This is a genomic window from Sphaerochaeta sp. UBA5849, from assembly GCA_002432715.1.
In the GTDB taxonomy this organism is placed as follows: Bacteria; Spirochaetota; Spirochaetia; order Sphaerochaetales; family Sphaerochaetaceae; genus Sphaerochaeta.
In genome coordinates this window covers 51,339-69,959 of sequence record DJGJ01000067.1, presented here as the reverse complement: position 1 = coordinate 69,959, position 18,621 = coordinate 51,339, and the positions used below count along the sequence as shown (strand labels likewise).

Below are 18,621 nucleotides of genomic sequence, written 5' to 3'. Positions count from 1 at the left end.
CCCTTTCAATACGTCTTTTGTCGCAAACGCGTGGCTCAATGAAGTCCTCAGGAACTTTCCCATACGTGCCGGTGTTCGGATCGAAGGTGAACAGCCCTCTCTTCCTGTTGCTGTATATGTCTTTCTCCCGGTCGACCACAATACTCAGGTACTCGTATTTGTCGTTCGGACCGGAATAAATGATGTACATATCCTGAAACACTCCGTGTGCTTCTATTTTCAATCTCTAAGTACATTAGAGGTTGTTCCAGGATGTAATGCACTATGAGACAGGCCGCAATTCTTTATGATTATAGAAATTTACTACCTGTTTCTATGAGAAAATATGGTTGTCGTTAGAATTTAGCTCAGTGAATTACAGATAAACAGCTTGAAGTCATTATTTCTTAAAAAACAGCCAACATTTTTCCTATAGAGATGACTCTGTTGGAGCTCGTCGTGTTGTTCAGGGAGCTTCTTTTTTAGGGCTGGCTATACGCAGTATCCAAATGGCCGAGAAAAGCTTTTACTAATCCAATATAGGAAAACGTTTCGGGTTCTTTCAAGCCTGATTTAGATGCCGCTGATGACCTCCACAGTGATGGTGGTGGTGTATTCACCTTCCAGTGCAGCATCCAAATCTTGCTGCCTCACCATCAGAGAAATCTGGGCAACATTAATTGCGGCCATGGGTGCCGGCCATGGGCTGAAGGGCATATTGTAAGGGACCTCGGTTTGGTTGACCCAAAGAGTGTATGGCAATTGACATGCAGGATTTGCTGTGTGAAGGAAGCGGAATGTTGGGTATCCATCCTGATAAAAGCGGACGTTCACCCGGCTTTGCCCAAGGTAGGTGTTCTGGTAGTTCTCCACCTGTAGATTAAGATTGGTAAGAGGTATGGGGGAAAGCGTCGCATATCCGATATCCTGAATATACACATCACTATTCGCAAAGGAGATGTTGTACACTGGTTCGTCTGCAATATTGTAGTTGACCCAGAAGTTTGAACTTACACCAGGCTCCCCGATGAAGATCGTCCGGTCGCCCGCGGGTCCCGTGAGACCTCCTCCTACAAAGGGGGTGGGGAGAGTGCTCTCCCCTTGGTTGGAAAGTACCGGATAAGTCATGTTGGAAGGTGAGAGCAAGGTGAATGCCGATGCACAGCCCATGCTGACAAATCTGTTCGGCGATTGTATGATTATAAAAATGTTTCGCACTGTGTTGAGAAAAGCTGTGTATTCGGAAGAGTTTACGAGGATATAAAAAGAGACGGGTCTGGTAGCATCGAGGGAGTTGAAGGTAAGCGAACTTTGGGTGGTCAGGTTGCTTCCCACCTGGGTTCCATTGGTTTTGAAATAAGTAACATAGAGAGAACCCGAGAGAGTGCTGACGTGCAACTGGTTCTGATTGACGTAGTACATCTGCACGGAAGCAGAGCTCATGGTCGGGGCGATGGTAATCTTGGAGACTGGGAGTGAAGGATCGAGAAAGAGCGTGCCTACCAAGGCTCCAGTCTTGTTGTTGACCAGTCCTGTGGCGGTGAAATCGGCAGCCGGTTCTGATGTATAGGTGTGTACTGCAAAAAGATCCGTGCAGATAAAGGCACTCAACAATACAAGCATGGTGAACAATCGATGGAATAGATGCATGACGCTTGTAATTCCTTTTTTTAAGCTATTGAATATTTCTATGAGTACCATAAATAGTATACGTATGAGAAGTATCTGTGTCCAGTATTTCTTGTTGGCCCATACACTTTTGATTTGGGTATTCAGGTATGTTTTTATTATGAGGACTCTATGCTATACTTTTTCTTAGTACGTTGTTCGGGAGTATCATGAAACATAGTTTACTTGCCTTTGTCGGAAAGCACAGCAAATTGACTTTGGTTGTGATTCTTCTGATTACGGCCTTTTTTTTATACCACGCTTCATTTTTACACCTCGATGCAGATTACAACTCCCTGATGAATGAAACAGGCAAAGGTGTGACCTACCGGGGAGGGTCTGATGAGTACGCTCCTCAACAAAGCTCTGCGATTGTTGAAGAGCTCATACCCGAAACCATGGTGCTTGAGACTACCGCCCTCGGCACCCAGCTTGTAGCAAGCACGGAGGTACAAGCCCCGTCGAACGAAGATACGCTTGCCTACAGCACATCGTATCTGGTGATGGTTGAGAGTCCTGCCCTATTTGAGGCGGATACGCTCAACCGAATCACCACCGTCATGCAGAAACTCAGCAATACCGGGTATCTCAGCCAAAGCTTTTCCGTTCTCGATTTCGCGACCTTCGAAAAACGCGGCAGCCGCTTGGTCAGCGTCCCGTTCGGATCGAATTCTCCTGAACACGTGTGGACAGAAGAGCAGGCAGAGCTCCTCAAGCAACGGATCGAGAACGATCCATTGGTAAAGAACTACCTGGTAAGCGAAGACATGGATGCCATGTTGTTCAGTTTCGACTCCTTTGCGCTGACCCACGAAATGGAGGATGAGCTCTCAACCATCCTTGATGAACTCAGGGAATCCGACATCAAGGTTTCCATCAACGGCACAGCGATTCTCACCAATCGGTTGATGTACTACCTCGGAAGGGACCTGAGCATTCTGCTCTCGCTCTGCTTCGTAGCCATCCTGACCATCTACTATCTCAGCTTCAAAGCAAAACGAAGCGTGCTCCTGCCTTTCTCCATGTCCGTCATCGGTATCATCTGGACCTTTGGAACGATGCGCCTGCTCGGCTATTCACTTACCATCGTCAACATCGTCACACCCTGCATGGTGCTCAATCTGGGTTCCTCCTATGCCATTCATGTGATAGGTGAATATTATGCCGACTATCCTAAAGGGATGACCCCGATCCAGTCCACCCAAAACATTCTTCGCACCATCGTCTTTGCCTGCATGACCACGGTCATCGGGTTTATGAGCCTGCTCTTTTCCAAAACTCCGGCGTTGAGGGAGTTTGGCATCGCAGTCGGAATCGGGGTGGGTTATTGCGCCGTTCTTGCATCGACCTACCTTCCTGCTCTGTTGAGCTTGGTAGTGCCTCCAAAGCAGGAGCAACTGAAGACCTATAAGAAAGGGTATCTTGCACAATCAGTTGTCTCAATCGACCGATTGGTGAAACGTGCCTGGCCGCTTTTTGTTGTGTTGTTCATCCTTGTCATCGGCGGATACATGGTCACTCGTGACCATATTCCGGTAAATACAAACTACATGTCCTACTTGCCGAAAAAAGATCCGCTGGGACAGGCCAGTCGTCGTTTTGCACAGAAAATGGGAGGCGATACACCCTATCTGATCACCGTAGAGGCCCCCCAAGGGGAATCTCAATTTTTCCTCAAGAGTGAGAATCTGCAGGATGTGTATGCCTTCGAGCAAGCAGTCCTACAATCAAGCGACGATGTCCGCCATATCCTCTCATTCGCTTCCTACGTCGCCTTCGCAAACTCGGTCTACAGCCAGAAAGAGGGTATTCCTGAATCTGACGGCCTCCTGAATTTGCTCAGCCGCATGGTAATCCTGATGAGCCGGCAGGGACAGGAAGACATGGGGGCCATCATGAATCCCGAGGGAACCAAGTTGACCATCATCCTGCAGAATTACGATGCACAGGAACAAGCCTTGGGAACCATAGGCAGTGCAAAACGCATCGAGGATACGGTCATCTCGCTGCTGCCGCTGTTGCCCGATGGAACAACGGTTACCCTCGGTGGAGAGCCGCATAGAAGCCTGCACTTCTCCGAGACCCTGCTCTCCGACCAGACCAAGAGCACCTATGCCAGCGTGCTGCTGGTCTTCCTGGTTGTACTCATCGCTCTCAAATCAGTCTCTTTGGCCTTCTATTCCCTCATCCCCATCGTCAGCGGTGTCATGGCCAATTATATTTTCATGTATTTCTTCCAAATACCCTTCGATATGATCACGGTAAGCTTTGGCTCGATTGCAGTCGGGGCAGGCATCGATGACGCCATCCACTTCCTCATCCGGTACAAGAACAAACTTGGGATTGACAACCGTTCGGTGGAAATGCTGCTTTCAGAAACCCTTCGAGAAACCGGCAGACCAATTATTCTCACCACCATCTCCATCGTCGGGGGTATGATCATGTTCCTCTTTGCCTCGTACACCCCGGTCCGTTATTTCGGAAGCCTTATGAGCATGGCACTGGTGAATTGCATGCTCTCAACTTTGTTCATCATGCCCTCGCTGATTCGACTGGTCACCAACCTTCAGCGAAAATTCGGCCTGAAGACGGCAGCAGAGCGAGCTCAGTGAGGAAGCCCAGCGATCAAGGTTGAAACGCTCGCTTTCCGTTCTTGCCCGCTCTCCCATGTGCTTGATGTCAGCAGGATTGGATATGAGGGAGCTGAGAATGGTGACGAAGCCTCTTTCATCGTGATAGAGAAACCCGCACCCTGACTCCTCAATTGAGAACCCCAGCGAACCATCCTCGCAGAGGATGACAGGGAGGCCCGAGGCCATCGCCTCCACAAACCCCAAACCCTGTGACTCCCGAATGGATGATGAGACAAACACATCGCTGGCTTGGTAGAAGTGATGAATCGATTCTGAGGGGACGGGGCCGGTGAATACCACACGGTCCTCCAATCCAAAATCCTTTACCTGCTGTTTCAGACTCTCAAGTTTGGGGCCGCCGCCGACGATCAGAAGGCGAGCAGAATCCTCAAGAAGGGAGAGGAGGAAAAAAGCATCGATGGTGCGGTTCACCCGCTTTTCAGAAGCCAGTCGACATACGGAAATCAGGACAACATGCTCAGGCCCGAAACCGAAATCGCCTCTGATTTTGCTACGCAGCTCTTTTGCAATACGCACTCCGAACCTCTTGAGGTCGATGCCGCTTGGCAATACCTCGATTGGTTTGGAAATCCTATACCGCTCCAGCATCGCCTTATGGGCAAAGGATGGGCTGATGAGCAAGTCACAACGACTCACTCTGCGTTTGACAATGGCAGCCATAAGCGTATCCCATAAAGTGTGACGGATTCTCTGCATCTCATCATAGCGGGTAAAGTCGGTGTGGCAAGTATGCAACAGAGGTATGTGCAGAGCAGCCTGGAGACGCTTGGCATACCCCATGGAGAAGAACTCATTGTTGGAGTGGATGAGATCGGGTTTCCAATCGAGAATATCCTGCAACAAACGGTCTTTGTAGGAAAAGGTCATATAGGAATCAACATAGAGCTTGATCCTGCTTGCTTTCATATGATATACACCGTCGCGATAATACGAGAACCGCTTATCGCCGATGGTCAGCAACCTTACCTCGTGACCCAGCACAGGGAGCATGGCCATCTCATTCACCACTACGGTGGACACTCCCGTAATCGCGGGTAGGTAGAAATCGGTGGTGATGAGTATCTTCACTGCGCAACACTCCTTGTTGTTGCACTATACCGCGAGGATATTCTCTATGCAAGAAGCATAAACAGCACTTGTTGCTGCCCGTCTTATTGGATATGATACACCCATGTTAGGTGCAATGCTCTATGTACACGCTGGGAAAGGCCATTACATCCCTGCAAAAGCCCTCACCGACGCGATGGAACGAGCAGGTTATCAAACATGTCTTCTTGATATGTTTGGTGTACTAAAAGCACCATTTTGGCAGTGGTATTGCAAACACGAGTGGCGCTTTATGCTTCACCATCCCCGCATAGAACGCTTGTACCACCGTTTTATGGATACACATTTTATCGCCTTCGTCCTCAGGGCCTTGGCGGTCAGGCTGCATACCAACCGCGATTTCCTCTCTTGGTATGAGCATACCAAGCCCGACTTCATTCTCTGTACCAATTTTTTGGGAGGCTCGGTCATTGCATCCATTGCCAAGCGGGCAAACCTCAAGGTTCCCATTTTTGTCTATGCCGCCGACGTGTTCAACAATCCCAAGGCCGGTTATTGCAGCAAAATCGACTGTTTATTCATCCCTACAGAACTGGGGGTAAAAAACCTGCTTTCCCAAGGGTATACAAAAGAGCAGGTACGGCTCTCACCCTTTCCTCTACAGCCATCCATCCAACAGATGGAAAAACTTTCAAAATCTGAAGCAAGAAAACTCCTCGGCCTTGAGGATTGCTTCACTCTTCTTCTGAATCTTGGAGGAGAGGGAATCGGATCGACTGCCTTGGTCAAACAGTTGATCAAAAACAAACTGGCCTGGCAGGTTGTGGTGGTCGGCAATCTCTCAGAAGCAAGCAAGCAGCGGTTCCATGCGCTTGCCAAGCAACTTCCCGGCATGAGCATGCATACCCCCGGTTTTGTTTCCAATATCGGCCATTTCATGCTTGCCTGCGACGTCCAAGCCGGCAAGGCAGGAGCAAATGCCCTGATGGAATCCCTTTCGTTGGGCCGACCATTTTTGATCAATGAACTTTTGCATGCCGCCCGCAACACACAAACCTTTTTCCTTGAGTATCAGGTGGGATGGGTGATTCGACAACCAAAGCAACAAATGATAACACTCAAAGCCTTTGCAGAAGACAAAACCAGGCAGCAACGCATTGAGTACAACCTGAAAGCACTGCCACTTCAGTTTGACAGCGACCAGTTCGTCAACCTCCTTCTCAATGAGGTGAAATCACTTGCAGATTGACCGGTTTCCTCCTATGCTTTCTGTATGCATATAGCACTTTTGTATGTAGATGCAGGGAAGGGTCATATTACACCGGCAAGGGCGCTTTCTGATGCACTGCAGAGACTTGGGCATACTACCGTCGTAGAAAATTTATTTGCTACGGTCGGATCGCCGATGATCAATTGGATCAGCAAATACAACTGGCGTCTTCAGCTGCACTTTCCCAAAATGGAGGCAAAGGTCAATGCCAAAAGCGATACTGCGGCCAATGCCAAGCGGGTGCGCTATGTTACCACCCATTCGCATGCTATCAAGGATTTCAAAATCTGGTTTGATCAAGTCAAGCCCGACTTGATTGTTGTTACCCACTTCCTTGCTGCGTCAATGATCCAGCCGCTGGTCGATGTATTGGAATTGAAGGTGCCGGTTTTTGAATATGCAGCCGATGTCGTATTCACTCCGAATCTCGGTATCAACAAGAATCTCGACCGCCTCTATATCTGTACCGAGATCGGCAAGGAGCTTGCAATCCGTGCCGGACAACCGGAGCATACCATCCGAATCTGTCCGTTCCCCCTGAAAACCGAACTCATGCAGTCAAAACCGCTGAGCAAACAAGAAGCGCGGCGCAAGCTGGGGCTGAAAGATTGTTTTACCGTTCTTCTCAATCTTGGCGGCGAAGGCATCGGAACTGCCGATTTCCTGGAAGAGGTAGCAGAACGCAATCTCGACTGGCAGGTGATAACCGTCGGGGAGCTGAGTGGCAGCACAAAAGTGCATTACAAGCTGTTCAAGGAAAAACATCCCGATTTTCCGCTGTACACTCCAGGATTCGTAAAAAACATTCAGGACTATATCTGTGCTTGCGATGTACAAGCAGGAAAGGCGGGAGCCAATGCCCTGATGGAATCGCTTTCATTGCAACGCCCTTTCCTCATTTCAAGCCTGCTGTACTCTGCATGGCCGACCACCATCTTCTTCGAACGACGAAAAGTCGGCTGGGTGGAAAACGATGTGTCCAAGCAGGTGGACATCCTGCAAGCCTATAGTTCGAACCAGTCTGAGCAACAAAAGATGCAGCAGGCTTTCAAGGATCTTCCCTTGGTTTTCGACAGTGATGCCTTTGCCAAACAAATTATAGCTGACGCTGCAGAGATCATGAAACTGAAATTCGGTATTGCAGGCAACCAGTCCTAGAAGTAGAGCCCAAAGCTGACAGACAGCTCCCACTCCACTTCCATAGGCTCCATACGCCCTTGCAGCGCATCGTAGACATCGAAGAGGTTGAACCCCAAGGCGACACGCATCGGATGGCTTGGGAACCTTTTCAGGACCCCCCAGCCTTCCATGCCGGCACTCGCCAGGACGGTACGCCCATTGGGTTCGGAGGGATTGCTGAATACGCCAACATCGAGAAAGGGGTTTGCATACGATTTGGCAAACCCGAAATCGATGAAGTCTACAGTCATGTTCAGATTCATTACCCCGCCATAGGAAAGTTTATTATTCACTTCAGCAATTTTGCTTGAGCGTGAGAGATATCCTCTGAAGTAGTCGGCAACATTCAAGTCCTCATCGGAAGGGAGAAAATTGTACATAACATTCTCTGCATAGAACCCGGTCAATCGGATGGAGGGATTGAACCGCCAGACTATGAACGGAAACCAGGTTGCACTGCTTTCCATGTACCAGTAGTCCCCGCTATCATACTCTACCTGGGGATAGTCACGATATACATGCTTGAAGGAGAACACCAAGCCCCTGCGGAACTTGTGCTGGCTGGAAAGGTAGTCGATGCGCCCGCCATTGTCGAGGGTGTTCTCATACTCGTAGTAGCGCTGCAGTGGATTCATATTCTGGTTCTGGACAAAATTCACTGCTGCTGTAAAGGATGTACCCCATGTAAGCCCCAGCGGTAAGCGAAAGCTTGTCCCAAGGGTCGAACTGAGCAGTACATTGTCCACCGTTTCTGAAGTCATTTTCTGGTTCGTCTCAACCCTGATGTTGAAGGAGAGCGGACGGGTGAAGAGTTTCAGGTCATGTTGGGCAAGGGTGGTTTCGGTGGTGAAATTGGTGATGTTTTCTTCCCATTGCACCAATGAGCTGAGGGTATACCTCCCTTCATTCTGTCGGAAGGGACCATAGCTGAAGGAAAATCCGTAGAGGGTGGGATCCAAAACTGAAAAATCGGTGATGGGCTTGAGGTCCGCCCATGTAGCAAGGTTTACATTTGTTCCAAGGATTTTCAGACCCGTCCAGCTTACGTCATAATTAAACACTTGAGCAGAAACCGAAGGGTCGAAGTTACCCTCGGTTTCCAGGTTGAGGGTAGTACCCAAGAACTTGATGCCTGTCCAATCGAGGTCGAAGTCATAGATACCCAACGGCTTGGTTGTTTTTCGCCGCTCATAGACAAAATTCAGGCTGATGGATGTTCCCAAAAGAGTGAATTTGGAGATGTCAAACTCAAGGTGGTCTTCCCTGTCGTCCCAATTCTGCAATGTCCCATCGTTCTGAGAAGTATAGACTGTTGCATTGAGTTCGCCGAAGGTACCCAACAAATTGGTATCCTTGGCTTTCAGACCAAAGAGGAATCCAGTCTTATCGTTGTCGAATTTCGGGTAGGGAAGCACAATCAAGGTACTGGAGTCTTCCACCGTATAGGTTACGGTATAATACGCAATTCCATTGACAAAAGAGGCAAAGGCATACTCATACTCTACATTCAAGAACAATTGCTTGTTGACCAATGTCTGTTTCTTTGCCTCCAGGGCACTGATGAATGCTTCCTTACTGGGGTAGACAACATCCCCATCTGGAGGGACGATGGCATTGTAAAGAGCAAATTTGGTGGTTTTTCCCTTGACTGAGAATTCATAGTCAGCAATTCCATAGCCGGTTACTTGATCGGTTGTAATCAGCGCCTCAGCAGCTGAAAGAATCCCCCCGAAGCATATCAGATAGACAAGGAAGAAAAAAACAACCTTTTTCCTCAGATTTACCATATATCCTCATTCCATGCACATACTAGTATTACTTGGCACGATATATCACTTTCATCAACCATGTCAACAAAAGAATAAGTTTTGTCATTTTTCGTTCCCATAGTGATATAGAGCATAATCCAAGAAGCAGGTCACTACGTTACAATTTTCAGCAAATAAAAGGAGAATTTTTGTACCGCCCCTCCCAAAATCAATAAAAAATCTTCACTCCCACCTGTACAATGTGGTTGAAGGAAGGATCCTGCCAAGATCCAAAGACTGTAGTCAGACCATCGAATCTCTCAGTACTTTCGTCTTTAGGTCGCACCCAGTCAGCGATAAAGCGGTAGGAAGCCGTCAATGAGATAGGCATACCGTCCAGCTTCTTGGTTCCCGAGAACAGAACCGACAAGGTGTGGTTGAATACATAATTCCAGAAATCCTTTTCAGGGTATTGCTTATGTATTGTATAGAGCATGAACTGGTCGAGTGCATATCCATATTGGCCGCTTCGTGCCTGATACTTGACCTGCAGTTGCGTTGTCCAACCCTTGGGAAGCCCGAGGTCCAGCTGCAGCAGGAACTCCTGGGAGTTGGGCTGAAGCGGATAGCCTAGGTTCTCACCTTTGTTGACATAGTTGGTTTCGGCATAGGTTTCGTAGATGAGGAAGCGTTTACCATCTGTTGATTTCTCAATCATGGTTCTGCCGTCCTTGGTCAGGGTGTAGGTACCGTTACTGAACCACTCTGCAGTATCAAGGTTTATCGTCTGTACATCATCCGGCCCTTTAGCAAAAAGGGTAATAGTATCTGTCCCGTTATAGGTCACGGTACGGCCGGTATCGGTAGTAATGGTTATGGGAGCAGTAGGAATGGAAGCATCCAAAGTCCCCGTCAACTTCCTCATCGGATAGTGCGTATACACAAAGGGTCCGATATACGTCCATTGGAGTGTGAGGGAGGAGAATGAGCCGATGGGAAGCGGTACCACCACCCCTGCTTGGAAGGCAAACATATTCCTTGGTGCCTTGAGCATGGTGATGGGATTTCCTACCACATTCATCTCATTCATGGCCATCGCCCCATAGATGCGGGCCTTGGAAGGAAGGGTATACGAAAAGTCGAGTCCTGCGAATACATCGTCGATGTCTCCGAGGCTGTTCTGCTGGAACATATAGACGGTGAAGGGATTGAGATAACTCAATTCAAAGCGCTTCTGCCACACCGTCGATTCATAAATGGCGAAAGTCAAATCGCTGCCGATGTCGAGTTCCACCCGGTGGGCGCTGAAGTTGTTGTTATAGCGATAGTTCAACCGGTCTTCCTTGGCGCCATATCTGTCGGATAAGAACGGTTCTCCATCAATATCGTCCAAAGAAAATTTACCCAGCGAACCGTTCATCACCGAATACCTGAACCAGGAAGTCAAATTCAGCTGGATATCGATTGCATCGAAACTCCGTGCATCCGCTGAGAGCATGAGGTTGTTCAAACCAGGGCCCCAATCACGCTTGATCGTACCCCAGCGAAGCAGGACATCACCATCGAAAAACGATGCCGACAGCTCGGGGGTAAGAACCAAGCTGGTATTCAGCTTGTCAAAGGGTATGGAAGAAGGAGGGCTTCCACCTTCAGTGAGTCGCATATAAAAGCCTTCGCCGGGAATGGTGAATTCACTGGGAAGAAACACGCTGTTGTTCAGCTTATCTAATACCAAACCAAAATCCATGTTGAATGAAACATGGGAACCGATGTCTGACTTCAAGAATGCTACAATTGAGTTTCTGCTGTCATACTCCCCTTTCTTCGAGAGACTCACTGTCTGTTGCGAGTCGACGGTTATGCCGAACGAAGCTCCCAGTCCTCTATCGCGGTCATACGACCGCAAATAGCCTGTCGATAAAAGCTTTTCAAGATTGGAAGGTTCATATCCATAAGAAGCATTGAGGGAAGCAATCAACTGTTGAATTTGCAGCAATTCAGATTTGCTCAATTTTTCAGGTTGGCTTGCAATTGTTTCCAACAAATGCAGTATCCTGCTGGCACTATAGGGTTTGACATCGATCTGGTTGTCGATCAAGCCCCTGATCCGTGCTACATCAAGAATACGATATACTTCGTGATCAACAGGAACCGAGGTATGAACAGCCGCAGATACGGGAGCAAGAACAAGGAAGCAGAGCAACAAGACAAACAACGAACGAGTATGTTTCATGAAATAGTCCTAATTCTCAGTGTATGGTGGCAAGCTGGTCTATAAACCAGTTCTGAAGAGCAACGATACGGCGTCTGAATGCAGAAGGCAAATCAACCGTAAGGCCAAGCACAGAAACCTCAGGACTGCGGTCCCTTACACTGGTAAGTGCTACAAGCAACAGGCCATCCTCCAACTGGTAGGTCCCCATATCGATGGACAGTTGACCCGACTTGACCGCCGTGAAGAGGCCAAGCACTTTCATGTTGCTGATATTGCTGATTTCGACAAAAATCTCTTTGTCTGTGTTGGTATAGGTGTGCAGGTACCTGTTGCCACCAAAGGAAGAGTCCCGCTGATACACATAGCTTTCAGCAGTGTAGGGAAACACAGAGGCAACAGGATCGGGGAGAAGCTTATTCAGATTCTTCGAGTCCTCCATATAGGAAGACTTTTCAATGAGCACCTTTTCCTTGTTTCCCGCACGCCAGGAAATGTAGGTCAGACCTTCCTGGGTGGAGATGGCCCGAATAGCATTGAAAATCGCCAACTGACGTTCCAGAGGCTGTTTTGCTTTCAGTGCCGCATGATAGGGAATATAACTTACCGCCCCGATGGAAAATCCACTCTCCTGTGCTTGGGCCAAAGCCGCACGTTTTCCAGCTTCCGATCCCTCAACAAAATATTGGGTTATCTTTCCCCCATCGATTGCACGCCCGTATACCATCTCACCAGCTTCGAGAGCCTGATACTCGGCCTCGGTCAGATTGGGAAGGGCCTTACGCACCTCGTCAGCTGCAGCAAAAAGCCCCGCCATGCCAAGAAGGCAGAGCAGGAGTATCAAAAAAAACCGTTTATTCATCAACAACTCCAGTTTAATATGCATTTTCATTTACAAAACCTCTGAAGAATGTATACAGCACAATCTTCAGATCGAAAAGCATACTCCAGTTACGGATATAAAAAAGATCAAATTCAATGCGGCGTTCCAACGACGTATTGCCTCTCCAACCATTGACCTGGGCCCAACCGGAAATACCGGCCTTGACCCGATGACGCATCCGATATCCAGGAATCTCTGCATTGAATTTTTCCACCAATTCAGGACGCTCGGGTCTCGGACCGATCAAACTCATGGAACCACCGATTACATTGAACAACTGGGGAAGCTCATCCAAGCTGGTCTTGCGCAAGAATCTCCCGATTTTCGTAACCCTTGGATCATTCTCCTCAGTCCAATGCGCCGTTCCCTCAGGAATATCGTTTCGCATGCTCCTGAATTTGTACATCGTAAAGATTTTCTCATCCCGCGTCACCCGCTTTTGCTTGTAAATAACAGGCCCGGGCGAAGAAAGTTTTACCAGAACAGCCAGAACCAAGAGAATGGGAGAGATGATGATGACCCCGATACTGCAAGTCACGATATCAAACAACCGTTTGGCAATCCGCTGAAAAGCTCCGATATCAGCTGCATTGAGCGTGAGCATCGGAATCCATCGGAAATCGGAAATCTGTGTACCGATATACGACTCAGGCAGGGATGGAAGCAGGACCACCTTTTCATTAAGCAAATCAAGGCCTTGGGCGACCATGGCCTGCTGACGGTCGTATTCATTGCCTGGATAGGAAATTACCACCAGATCAGGCTGAGTCTGTTCCACGACAGTACGCAATGAATCCGCATGCAGCTGCCGCACTGCTTCGATACCCCTGCCCTGACTATCGTACTGCCCTACCAGATTGATGCCAAGAATGCTTTTACTGTGAAGTGCACGTTCATACTTTTGCAGATTATCCCCATAGCCGACCAAAAGAATTTTCCGATTGTACTTGCCTTTTCGGTAACAACTCTTGATATACGCGGATATGAATGTTCGTTCGGTCACCAAGAATATGATGATGAGGATGAAATGCAGTCCGATGGCCAAGCGGCTCACTTTTGCTGAGAACCCAAAGTATAGGGTAATCACCAACAGCAAAAAACCTTCGAATGCACTGAAAATCAGCTTGTTCGTCTCTTTACGCCATGAATGTTCCAAATCCTCAACATACAAACCATTACGGCTGATGAAAAAGAGGGTGTAAGCTACCACAAGAACAGAAATTTGGAGGAAGAGCGTAAAGGATGCACGGACACCGCCGGGAATGACATAGAATCTCAAATATCCGGCGAGCAGCCAAGAAAGCAGAATCGCCAGAGTATCACATAACAATTTCAAAGCCAGCAAGAAACGTTTTGAACTCTTCATAGCAATAGGGAACCTTCTTCACGCATACATTGGAAATAACTTTGTTCATGGTAGCACATACAAGGAGAATGCGGAACTCCCAATTTGTTCCCGCTTTACAGGTGAAGATGGTCATCATAGCGGTCGCTGAGCAACTTTTTGCAATACGAATCCTTTTGTTTCAATATCTTCGACCCCCGGGTTATCTTGCACAAGGATATGCCATAGGAGGCAGCAATTTCGCGCTGGGGCAGCCCCTTGTACAAATCCTTCATCAGATTCCACCTGAGCCGCAGATCCTTGAGCTCATTGGGAGTCAACATCTCTTCCAGCAGCTTCTGCATGTCATTCACATCTGTTGTTGAAGCAAAAATCTTGATCAGATCCTCGTAGTTTGCATCCATGTCTCCTCCTGAGCCCTCCGTCAATACTACAGAGAGAAACCGGTGCGGTCAAGCAAAGCTATTTCCAAAACCAAACAGGGTGGATATACTTGGCTGAGGGAGCAAGCGCAATGGAACAAAAACAAGTGAGCCGGAAGACCATGTTGGTCCTCCTCGCTCTCCAGCGGGGAGAGCTGACCGAACATCTCATCTATCAGAATCTCGCCAAACGTGTGAAGGATGAGCACAATAGCGAAATTTTGCGCCGAATCGGCGAAGAAGAACTCAGGCATGCCAAAATCTGGGAGAAGATGACGGGAAAACAAGTAAAACCCAACAAAATCAAGGCATGGTTTTACAGCATCCTCGCCATGCTGCTCGGCTATACCTTCGTCCTGAAAAAAATGGAAAGAGGAGAGGACAAGGCCAGCAAAGGCTACTCCGCCCTTATTGCTGAAGTACCACAGGCAAAACAGATCGCCGAGGATGAGGACCGGCACGAACAAGAGCTGCTTGACATGCTTGACGAGGAGCGGCTCCAATATATCGGATCCATGGTGCTCGGACTCAGCGACGCCCTCGTCGAACTCTCCGGTACCTTGGCAGGCCTAACCTTTGCCTTGCAGAACACCAGCCTCATCGCCCTCTCCGGTTTGATCACCGGAATATCGGCAACCCTGTCCATGGCCTCGAGCGAGTATCTCTCGGCAAAGAACAGCGGTGACAAGAATGCTGCAAAGAGCAGCATGTACACCGGTATCGCCTACCTCTTTACCGTTGCATTCATGGTCCTTCCCTATCTGCTTTTGGAGAGCTATGTCCTTGCCCTGGTTCTCATGCTTGTCGTGGTGGTGATCATCATCATGCTGTTCACCTACTATACCTCGGTTGCCAAGGACCTCCCCTTCGGCAAACGCTTTTTGGAAATGACACTCATCAGCCTTGGTGTTGCCGCCGTATCGTTTGTGATCGGAATCCTGGTCAAGCGATTCCTGGGAATTGAGATCTAATGAAATACCTCGACTTTTTCGGCAAGCGCCTTACCCGGATAGCCCTTGGCTGTGATCATTATGGAGCATCCATCAGCGAACAGACTGCAATGCAGCAACTCGATATCTACTATCAGAAGGGAGGCAACCTGCTCGACACCGCCCTTATCTACGGGCAGGAGAAGACAGGAGGCCCATCGACCAGCGAACAGGTGCTGGGCAAGTGGCTTCTTACAAACAACCTGCACGGCCAAGTCATAGTAGCATCCAAGGGATGCCATCCCTACAAGGAGGACATGCACCGCAGCCGAATCAACGAGAAGGACATGATGCTGGACATCAGCCGAAGCTTGGAGCAACTGAAAACCGATTGCCTGGATATCTGGTTCTTCCACCGGGACAACCCCTCGATGGGCGGCGATGAAATCATAGACCTTGGATCCCTCTTGATCGACAAGAAGCTGGTCAAGCACCTGGGTGTCTCCAACTGGAGGACGGAACGCATCGAAGCAGCCAACGTTTGGGCGAAAGCTCATGGCAAAACACCGTTTACAATCAGTGAAATCCAATGGAGCCTGGCACACTGCACCCCTGAAAGCTGGGGGGACGACACCCTGGTGTGCATGACCGAGGAACAGCGGCTGTGGTATGAGAAGGAACAGATGCCGGTGATGTGCTTTGCACCCCAGGCAAAGGGCTTGTTCTCAAAGCTGCTCTCAGGCAGGGAGGCTGCCCTCAGCGAGACTGCAAAACGCAGATTCCTCACCAAGGAAAATCTCGCCCTGGCTCCCAAGGTACAAGCATTGTGCGAGCAGCTCCAAGCAAGCCCTGCAGCCATTACGATGGCCTATCTGACCAGCCAGCGAAATCCGACGATTGCCATTGCAGGATCCAGCAGGATTGAACAAATCACCGATACCTTGGGAGGCGCCGACCTTACGCTGACAGACCAAGACTTGGCCTTTCTGCAAAGTTGAACCAAAATCCACTTGTATTCTCCCCAGAAGAGAAGATAGGATGCACCGTATGGCGCAATCATTGTTACAGGTTGCTCTTTTCCTTTTTCTGATCGCCCTTGCCAACGTACTCAAGAGGATCGGGCTCTTCAGTGAGAGAGAAGGTGCAACCCTCTCAAAAATCACCTTGAACATCACCTTGCCGGCAGCGATCGTGGCAAGCTTCAACACGTTCAAACTCGACTATTCGCTGCTGGTTCTCATCCTCTATGGGATCCTGGCAAATGTAGTGCTGATGGTGTTCTCCTACCTCAGCATGAGAAAAGAGTCAAACGGCTTGAAAGGATATGCACTGCTGTGCGGCTCAACCTACAACGTAGGAAACTTCTCCTTCCCTTTTGTCCAAGCCCTCTACGGCCCGCCGGCTCTGGTGGCGGCCTCACTATTTGACTTGGGAAATGCCCTGATGACCACAGGCTTCACCTACTCGTTGGCTTCCACCACGGCTGGAGGAACAAAACCAAACACCAAGGATTTGCTGACGAAACTGTTCACCTCGGCGCCTTTCATCACCTACCTGATCATGATCAGCCTCTCCTTTGCAAATCTCACCCTTCCACGCTTTTTCCAGGATTGGATGCAGACCATCGGAAAAGCAAACCCGATCATTGCCATGTTGATGATCGGGTTCATGCTGGACATTCGGTTCCAAAAAGGCTGGATCAAGAAATCATTCGTGCTGCTCATCATCCGTTACGGCCTGGCAACGGTGTTTGCATATTTCATCATCAAACACACCCAGTTCAGCCAGGTCATCCGCTTCACCTTGGCTCTGGCGGTGTTCTCCCCGATCTCGACCAGCTCGGTGGCTTTCACCGAAAAGATTTCCGACCAGGGAAAACTTGCCTCCTTCACCTCTTCACTCTCGGTTATGACCAGCGCGCTTTGTTACGTCGTCCTAACCCCGCTGCTCTCTTAACCAAAAAGATAGGAGTTCAGCAGGTTGTTCAGATACTCCTGCTTTCCGCTCTTCTTCTCAATCTTGACAGCGTGTCCGAGTTTGGCCAGGTCGGCCAAACCGAGCTTGCCTTCCTCAAACTTCTTGCCGTCTCCCGTATCGAAGGAGCTATAGCGTTCCTTTACGAAGGAGTCGAGAACGCCGTCCTCTAGAATCTTCTGGGCTACTTCAAGACCAAGGGCGAAGCTGTCCATACCGCCGATATGGGCGATGAACAAGTCCTCAAGATCGGTGGAATTGCGCCTTCTTTTCGCATCGAAGTTCAAACCGCCATTGCCAAGCCCGCCGTTTCTCAAGATCACCAGCATCGCCTGGGTGGTCTCGTACACGTTGGTCGGGAACTCATCGGTATCCCAGCCGTTGATTGAATCGCCTTGGTTGGCATCGACGCTGCCAAGCATGCCGTTGTCGGCGCAAACCTGCAAATCATGACTGAACGTATGACCGGCCAGTGTTGCGTGGTTGGCTTCAATATTGCACTTGAAATCCTTCTCCAGACCCCAATTCTTCAAAAATCCGATGGTTGTGGCGGCATCGTAGTCATACTGGTGCTTGGTCGGTTCCATCGGCTTGGGTTCGATGAGGAAGGTTCCCTTGAATCCGATGCTGCGCCCATAGTCCCTGGCCATGGACAAGAAGCGTGCAAGATGCTCCTGCTCGCGCTTCATATCGGTGTTGAGCAGGCTCATGTAGCCCTCACGACCGCCCCAGAACACATAGTTTGACCCGCCGAGCTTGACGTTCACATCAAGGCTGTTCTTCACCTGTACGGCAGCACGCGCTACTACATTGAAATCAGGATTGGTCGCCGCACCATTCATATAGTTGGGGTGTGAGAACACATTGGCCGTATTCCAAAGCAGCTTGACCCCGCTTGCCTTCTGGCGGGCGAGCAACTCATCAGCAATTTTCTGGTAGGTCTTCTCATACTCCGCCGCCACTTCATGATCGGGGGATGCATCGATGTCATGGAAGCAGTAGAACGGGGTTCCCAGCTTGGTGAAGAATTCGAATGCAGCATCAGCCTTGGCGATGGCATTCGCATACTTGTCAGCCTTGCGGAAGGGGAAATCGATGGTGGCATTGCCGAACGGGTCGGTGCCATCGGCGCAGAAGCTGTGCCAATAGGCGGTTGCAAAACGCAGGTGCTCTTCCATCGTCTTGCCGGCGATCACCTTCTTTGCGTCGTAATATTTAAAAGCCAAAGGGTTCATGCTGCCCTTTCCCTCGAACTGAATCTTGCCAATTCCTTTAAAATACTCTTGTTCTCCAACAAAATACTGCATTGTA

General features: G+C 49.2%; 15 protein-coding genes. 6 read left to right on the top strand and 9 right to left on the bottom strand.

Going from position 1 to position 18,621, the window contains the following annotated elements:
* Nucleotides 1-190: hypothetical protein (locus tag B3K89_RS12125; protein WP_293896120.1), on the bottom strand; the 190-nt coding region annotated here is incomplete at its 3' end.
* Between the two features lie 362 nt (nucleotides 191-552).
* Nucleotides 553-1,629: a hypothetical protein gene (locus tag B3K89_RS12120; RefSeq protein ID WP_345907459.1), complete on the bottom strand. Its 1,077-nt coding sequence runs from the start codon at nucleotides 1,627-1,629 to the stop codon at nucleotides 553-555.
* A gap of 188 nt (nucleotides 1,630-1,817) precedes the next feature.
* On the opposite strand from B3K89_RS12120, the gene B3K89_RS12115 reads away from it, so the two are divergent.
* Nucleotides 1,818-4,259 (top strand): efflux RND transporter permease subunit, encoded by a 2,442-nt coding sequence (locus B3K89_RS12115; RefSeq protein WP_345907458.1) that lies wholly within the window; start codon nucleotides 1,818-1,820, stop codon nucleotides 4,257-4,259.
* Here B3K89_RS12115 and B3K89_RS12110 read toward each other — a convergent pair.
* On the bottom strand, nucleotides 4,167-5,369 hold the full coding sequence (locus B3K89_RS12110; protein ID WP_293896129.1) for a glycosyltransferase: 1,203 nt from the start codon (nucleotides 5,367-5,369) through the stop codon (nucleotides 4,167-4,169). The two genes, B3K89_RS12115 and B3K89_RS12110, sit on opposite strands and share 93 nt — an antisense overlap.
* 313 nt (nucleotides 5,370-5,682) lie before the next feature.
* Between B3K89_RS12110 and B3K89_RS12105 the strand changes: the two genes are divergently transcribed.
* Together B3K89_RS12105 and B3K89_RS12100 are read left to right on the top strand one after the other, a co-directional pair.
* On the top strand, nucleotides 5,683-6,597 hold the full coding sequence (locus tag B3K89_RS12105; protein ID WP_293896132.1) for a UDP-N-acetylglucosamine--LPS N-acetylglucosamine transferase: 915 nt from the start codon (nucleotides 5,683-5,685) through the stop codon (nucleotides 6,595-6,597).
* Between the two features lie 24 nt (nucleotides 6,598-6,621).
* Nucleotides 6,622-7,776 carry a UDP-N-acetylglucosamine--LPS N-acetylglucosamine transferase gene (locus B3K89_RS12100; RefSeq protein WP_293896135.1) on the top strand — a complete coding sequence of 385 codons (1,155 nt, stop codon included), beginning with the start codon at nucleotides 6,622-6,624 and terminating at the stop codon, nucleotides 7,774-7,776.
* On the opposite strand, the gene B3K89_RS12095 is transcribed toward B3K89_RS12100, so the two are convergent.
* The 5 genes from B3K89_RS12095 to B3K89_RS12075 all read right to left on the bottom strand — a co-directional run bounded on the left by B3K89_RS12095 (nucleotide 7,773) and on the right by B3K89_RS12075 (nucleotide 14,389).
* Nucleotides 7,773-9,584 (bottom strand): hypothetical protein, encoded by a 1,812-nt coding sequence (locus tag B3K89_RS12095; protein ID WP_345907457.1) that lies wholly within the window; start codon nucleotides 9,582-9,584, stop codon nucleotides 7,773-7,775. The genes B3K89_RS12100 and B3K89_RS12095 overlap by 4 nt on opposite strands.
* Before the next feature lie 190 nt (nucleotides 9,585-9,774).
* A complete protein-coding gene (locus tag B3K89_RS12090) occupies nucleotides 9,775-11,778 on the bottom strand; it encodes a hypothetical protein (protein WP_293911441.1) in 2,004 nt (667 codons plus the stop codon).
* A 16-nt stretch (nucleotides 11,779-11,794) separates the two neighbouring features.
* Nucleotides 11,795-12,619 (bottom strand): DUF6675 family protein, encoded by an 825-nt coding sequence (locus B3K89_RS12085; RefSeq protein WP_293895767.1) that lies wholly within the window; start codon nucleotides 12,617-12,619, stop codon nucleotides 11,795-11,797.
* A 13-nt stretch (nucleotides 12,620-12,632) separates the two neighbouring features.
* Nucleotides 12,633-14,006 (bottom strand): undecaprenyl-phosphate glucose phosphotransferase, encoded by a 1,374-nt coding sequence (locus tag B3K89_RS12080; RefSeq protein ID WP_293895770.1) that lies wholly within the window; start codon nucleotides 14,004-14,006, stop codon nucleotides 12,633-12,635.
* 95 nt (nucleotides 14,007-14,101) lie between these two features.
* Nucleotides 14,102-14,389 carry a Trp family transcriptional regulator gene (locus tag B3K89_RS12075; RefSeq protein ID WP_293895773.1) on the bottom strand — a complete coding sequence of 96 codons (288 nt, stop codon included), beginning with the start codon at nucleotides 14,387-14,389 and terminating at the stop codon, nucleotides 14,102-14,104.
* Between the two features lie 110 nt (nucleotides 14,390-14,499).
* On the opposite strand from B3K89_RS12075, the gene B3K89_RS12070 reads away from it, so the two are divergent.
* The 3 genes from B3K89_RS12070 to B3K89_RS12060 are packed head-to-tail and all read left to right on the top strand — an operon-like array spanning nucleotide 14,500 to nucleotide 17,292.
* Nucleotides 14,500-15,378, top strand: coding sequence for a VIT1/CCC1 transporter family protein (locus tag B3K89_RS12070; protein ID WP_293895776.1), 879 nt, complete (start codon nucleotides 14,500-14,502; stop codon nucleotides 15,376-15,378).
* Nucleotides 15,378-16,334: an aldo/keto reductase gene (locus B3K89_RS12065; protein WP_293895779.1), complete on the top strand. Its 957-nt coding sequence runs from the start codon at nucleotides 15,378-15,380 to the stop codon at nucleotides 16,332-16,334. The genes B3K89_RS12070 and B3K89_RS12065 overlap by 1 nt, the downstream gene beginning before the upstream one ends.
* 49 nt (nucleotides 16,335-16,383) lie before the next feature.
* Nucleotides 16,384-17,292 carry an AEC family transporter gene (locus B3K89_RS12060; protein WP_293895782.1) on the top strand — a complete coding sequence of 303 codons (909 nt, stop codon included), beginning with the start codon at nucleotides 16,384-16,386 and terminating at the stop codon, nucleotides 17,290-17,292.
* Here the strand turns inward: B3K89_RS12060 and xylA are convergent.
* The gene (gene xylA, locus B3K89_RS12055; protein WP_293895785.1) at nucleotides 17,289-18,617 is read right to left on the bottom strand and encodes a xylose isomerase; all 1,329 of its coding nucleotides are present in this window, start codon (nucleotides 18,615-18,617) and stop codon (nucleotides 17,289-17,291) included. The two genes, B3K89_RS12060 and xylA, sit on opposite strands and share 4 nt — an antisense overlap.
* Between the last annotated feature and the right edge of the window lie 4 nt (nucleotides 18,618-18,621).

What these genes read in the sequence shown, in the direction of transcription:
- B3K89_RS12090 (WP_293911441.1), bottom strand. Translation starts at nt 11,778, where the DNA reads ATGAAACATACTCGTTCGTTGTTTGTCTTGTTGCTCTGCTTCCTTGTT.
- B3K89_RS12120 (WP_345907459.1), bottom strand. Translation starts at nt 1,629, where the DNA reads ATGCATCTATTCCATCGATTGTTCACCATGCTTGTATTGTTGAGTGCC.
- B3K89_RS12115 (WP_345907458.1), top strand. Translation starts at nt 1,818, where the DNA reads ATGAAACATAGTTTACTTGCCTTTGTCGGAAAGCACAGCAAATTGACT.
- B3K89_RS12085 (WP_293895767.1), bottom strand. Translation starts at nt 12,619, where the DNA reads ATGAATAAACGGTTTTTTTTGATACTCCTGCTCTGCCTTCTTGGCATG.
- B3K89_RS12095 (WP_345907457.1), bottom strand. Translation starts at nt 9,584, where the DNA reads ATGGTAAATCTGAGGAAAAAGGTTGTTTTTTTCTTCCTTGTCTATCTG.
- B3K89_RS12105 (WP_293896132.1), top strand. Translation starts at nt 5,683, where the DNA reads ATGGATACACATTTTATCGCCTTCGTCCTCAGGGCCTTGGCGGTCAGG.
- xylA (WP_293895785.1), bottom strand. Translation starts at nt 18,617, where the DNA reads ATGCAGTATTTTGTTGGAGAACAAGAGTATTTTAAAGGAATTGGCAAG.
- B3K89_RS12065 (WP_293895779.1), top strand. Translation starts at nt 15,378, where the DNA reads ATGAAATACCTCGACTTTTTCGGCAAGCGCCTTACCCGGATAGCCCTT.
- B3K89_RS12075 (WP_293895773.1), bottom strand. Translation starts at nt 14,389, where the DNA reads ATGGATGCAAACTACGAGGATCTGATCAAGATTTTTGCTTCAACAACA.
- B3K89_RS12070 (WP_293895776.1), top strand. Translation starts at nt 14,500, where the DNA reads ATGGAACAAAAACAAGTGAGCCGGAAGACCATGTTGGTCCTCCTCGCT.
- B3K89_RS12080 (WP_293895770.1), bottom strand. Translation starts at nt 14,006, where the DNA reads ATGAAGAGTTCAAAACGTTTCTTGCTGGCTTTGAAATTGTTATGTGAT.
- B3K89_RS12100 (WP_293896135.1), top strand. Translation starts at nt 6,622, where the DNA reads ATGCATATAGCACTTTTGTATGTAGATGCAGGGAAGGGTCATATTACA.
- B3K89_RS12060 (WP_293895782.1), top strand. Translation starts at nt 16,384, where the DNA reads ATGGCGCAATCATTGTTACAGGTTGCTCTTTTCCTTTTTCTGATCGCC.